This is a genomic window from Coprococcus intestinihominis (genome assembly GCF_040096555.1).
Taxonomy (GTDB): Bacteria; Bacillota; Clostridia; order Lachnospirales; family Lachnospiraceae; genus Coprococcus_A; species Coprococcus_A intestinihominis.
Window position 1 is genome coordinate 1 of record NZ_JBBMEK010000321.1, and the last position, 3,358, is coordinate 3,358.

4 protein-coding genes are annotated in these 3,358 nt (G+C 42.4%); all 4 read right to left on the bottom strand.

Annotated features, from left to right (window positions below; translation table 11 throughout):
• Positions 1-205 precede the first annotated feature (205 nt).
• The gene (locus WMO25_RS16470; protein WP_349086244.1) at positions 206-796 is read right to left on the bottom strand and encodes a nitroreductase family protein; all 591 of its coding nucleotides are present in this window, start codon (positions 794-796) and stop codon (positions 206-208) included.
• Positions 797-883: 87 nt separating this feature from the next.
• Positions 884-1,741, bottom strand: coding sequence for a YitT family protein (locus tag WMO25_RS16475; protein WP_349086245.1), 858 nt, complete (start codon positions 1,739-1,741; stop codon positions 884-886).
• 273 nt (positions 1,742-2,014) lie between these two features.
• Positions 2,015-2,557, bottom strand: coding sequence for an NADH peroxidase (locus WMO25_RS16480; RefSeq protein WP_015515274.1), 543 nt, complete (start codon positions 2,555-2,557; stop codon positions 2,015-2,017).
• 195 nt (positions 2,558-2,752) lie between these two features.
• The coding region (locus WMO25_RS16485; RefSeq protein WP_349086246.1) for a pyridoxal phosphate-dependent aminotransferase at positions 2,753-3,358 on the bottom strand (606 nt) is incomplete at its 5' end.

A 3,358-nucleotide genomic window follows, 5' to 3' on the forward strand; every position in this document is an offset into this window, starting at 1 on the left:
CCTGCGTCATTCCAAGGGCTTTTCTCTTTCCGGCAATATATTTTCCAATCTTAACTGTATCCATGGCAATCCTCCTTTTTACCTTTTCAGTATAACATGACCAGCTAAAAATCAACACCTCTCCGTGGTAGAATTGCCATGGATGCCCCATAGTTACAATAAATTTGCCAATTCAAAATAAATATCTCTGTCACAAACGTGATTGTCAGATCAGCACAAACTTATCTGCTTTCCTCTTCGGTGCCTTTGGCGCCTCCTCCGCTGCATTGTATCCCAAAGCTATAATTCCCACCAGTTCACCATGTCCCGGTGCAAATTCATCTCTGAGATCCTTTGTCATATGAGCCTGGTTTGCTGCTGTCATCCAACAGCTGGACACACCATGGTCATAGGCACTGAGAACCAGATTCTCCATGGAAGCTGCAACACTCTGAACAACACCTTCATCCAGAAGGGCCCATGTATAATCCGGCTTGTCCCTGAAAGCCAGTACTACCGCAGGCGCCCCGCCAAGTGTACTGATGAACGAAAGTGTCGTCTTTACAACTTCCGGGTGAGCAGAAAAACGTTCTTCCAGATGCGGTCTATCCCTGTCAGAAACAACGCTCATCATTTCTTTCAATCTTGTCATCTTCTCAGGTGTACGGATAACCACATAATACCATGGCTGGAGATTCACTCCCGATGGTGCCCACAGGGCCGCATCTACAATTTCTTTCAAAATTTTGTCATCCACCGGTGTATCCTTGAATTTTCTCACCGACCTGCGTCCGTACACAACATCTTTAAACTCCATAAACATTACCTCCTGTAATCTCTATTCTTTATATTTTACCGGCGGAATCAATCGCCGGTTCCCCTTAAACTTAAAACCCGACAATATCTATTCCCACACCTTCGGCTGATACTGCATATTCGATACATTATAAACCGTAATAAAGGCTTTCGGATCCTCACGATTGATATACGCCATCAGTTTCTGATATTCGCTCTTATCAACAATCGTGATAATCTCATTGTGTTTTTCTTTATTATAAGCGCCAATGGCCTCATAAATCGTTGCGCCGCTGTGCAGCTCATGAATAATAAACTGTCTCAGGGCTTCTTCCTTCTCTGTAATAATGCAGACTCTGCGCTTGATATTGTGGTCAAAAATAAAATGATCCAGCACAATGCCGTTGAAATAAGTGCCGAGAATACTCAGAACTACAGTCTTTTTGTCATAGACAAGAGCTGCCGACAATGCCACACACATGCCTGAAAGTGACATGGCTTTCCCCAACTCCATCCGAAAATATTTATTCATGATCTTGGCAACAATATCAAGACCGCCGGAAGATGCATTACGGTTAAACAAAATGCTTAATCCCACGCTGACAACCAGAATATAGCAAATCACATCCAGCTCCTGACTACCTGTCATGGAATCATAATCCGCAAATATTTTCTCAAAAATACCGATAAAAACCGGCAGCATAATGCTTGTATAAACGGTTTTCACACCGAATTCCCTGCCGCATGTCAAAAATCCGATGATCAGCAGCACCACATTCAGAATCATGGTAATCGCTGACAAGGGCAACGGCACAAAATTCGACAAGACAATACCCAGACCGGAAATACTGCTGACAGACGTATGACTCGGTACAAGGAAAAAATAAACTGCTGCTGCAATGATCGCCACTGCTGCCGTCAGAATGATAATTTCCTTTATAACTTCATTAAAATTGATTTTCTTCATAACACAACTTTCTCCTTCTACCCTATACCTTATCCGCTAACCCAGCACTTGTCAATCTTTTTTCATTCTAAGAACAAAGTGTGCGCTTGTCGCACACTTTCGCGCGTGAGCGAATAGCACCGCTATATATTCCTCTCCGCGAACTGCGCTTTCTGGCACACAGTGCCTTTTTATTTTATAGGGAATTCCAACGGAAATTCTTATTACATAAAAAAAGCCCCATACTATTCTTGTTACAGAATTGTATGGAACTTTTTTTCTAAATACTTTTAATTAGCCGAAGTATCTCTTCAGCAGACCTTCGAATGCCTTGCCATGTCGGGCTTCGTCGCGGGCCATCTCATGAACTGTGTCGTGGATAGCATCCAGGTTCAGCGCTTTCGCACGTTTCGCAAGGTCAAACTTGCCTTCTGTTGCGCCGTGTTCAGCGTCCACTCTCATCTCCAGATTCTTCTTCGTGCTGTCTGTGACAACTTCACCGAGAAGTTCTGCAAACTTCGCTGCATGTTCAGCCTCTTCATAAGCGGCTTTCTCCCAGTATAAACCGATCTCAGGATAGCCTTCTCTGTGCGCCACACGCGCCATTGCCAGATACATACCTACCTCTGAACATTCACCTTCGAAGTTCGCTCTTAAATCAGCCATGATATCTTCAGGTGCACCCTGAGCAACACCTACAACATGTTCTGCAGCCCATGTCTTATCACCGGACTGTTCTTTGAACTTGCTGGCCGGTGCCTTACAGACTGGACAAAACTCCGGAGCGTTTTCACCTTCATAAACATAACCACATACTGTACAAACCCATTTCTTCATAATTATAATCTCCTTTTCTCGATATGATTTTATATTAGTGTTTCGTTTTATTTTTAAATAACAGTAATCATTACTGTTATCGTTATAATACACGATATCTACGCTTTTGTCAATCACTTTTTATCATTTTCTCAAAACTTTTTTATCATTCTGACAGTTCAAACTTTCTCCGGTAATTTCGCTGCTCCAATTCATTTATCTCTCCAAAACTACTTTCAGCGCTGCGATTAATTTTTCATTATCCGCATGGCTTTTGACTGCAATCCTGAAATATCCCTCCGAAAGATTTCTGTAGTTGCTGCAGTCACGAATCAGTATGCCTGCTGCAATCAAACGTTCCTTTAAGTCCCTATCTGCTTTCAGTAATATATAATTAGCTGCGCTTTTCCAATACTGTACCCTCAGTGTATCCAATTCCTGATACAAATATTCTTTTTCTTTTCTGATATACTGCACAGTTTCTTTGACAAAATCATCCTCTTTGAGGGCTGCTTTGCCTGCTGCACTTGCCAGAACTGACACATTCCATGGCGGCCCTGCCTGATACATCCGATCGATCAATTCTGTATCCGCTGTCAAACCAAATCCCAGACGGACACCAGCCATGGCATACATCTTTGTAAAAGCCTTCAATATCATTAAATTTGGATATTCCTTCAGCTTTTCAACTAAAGAATTTTCTTCTTCACGTCCTGTAAAATCCATGAAACACTCATCCAGAAACAACCGGATTTTATTGTCTTTGCAGCATTCAGCAATTGATGCTAAAATCTGTACCGGTATCAGAACCCCAGTCGGATT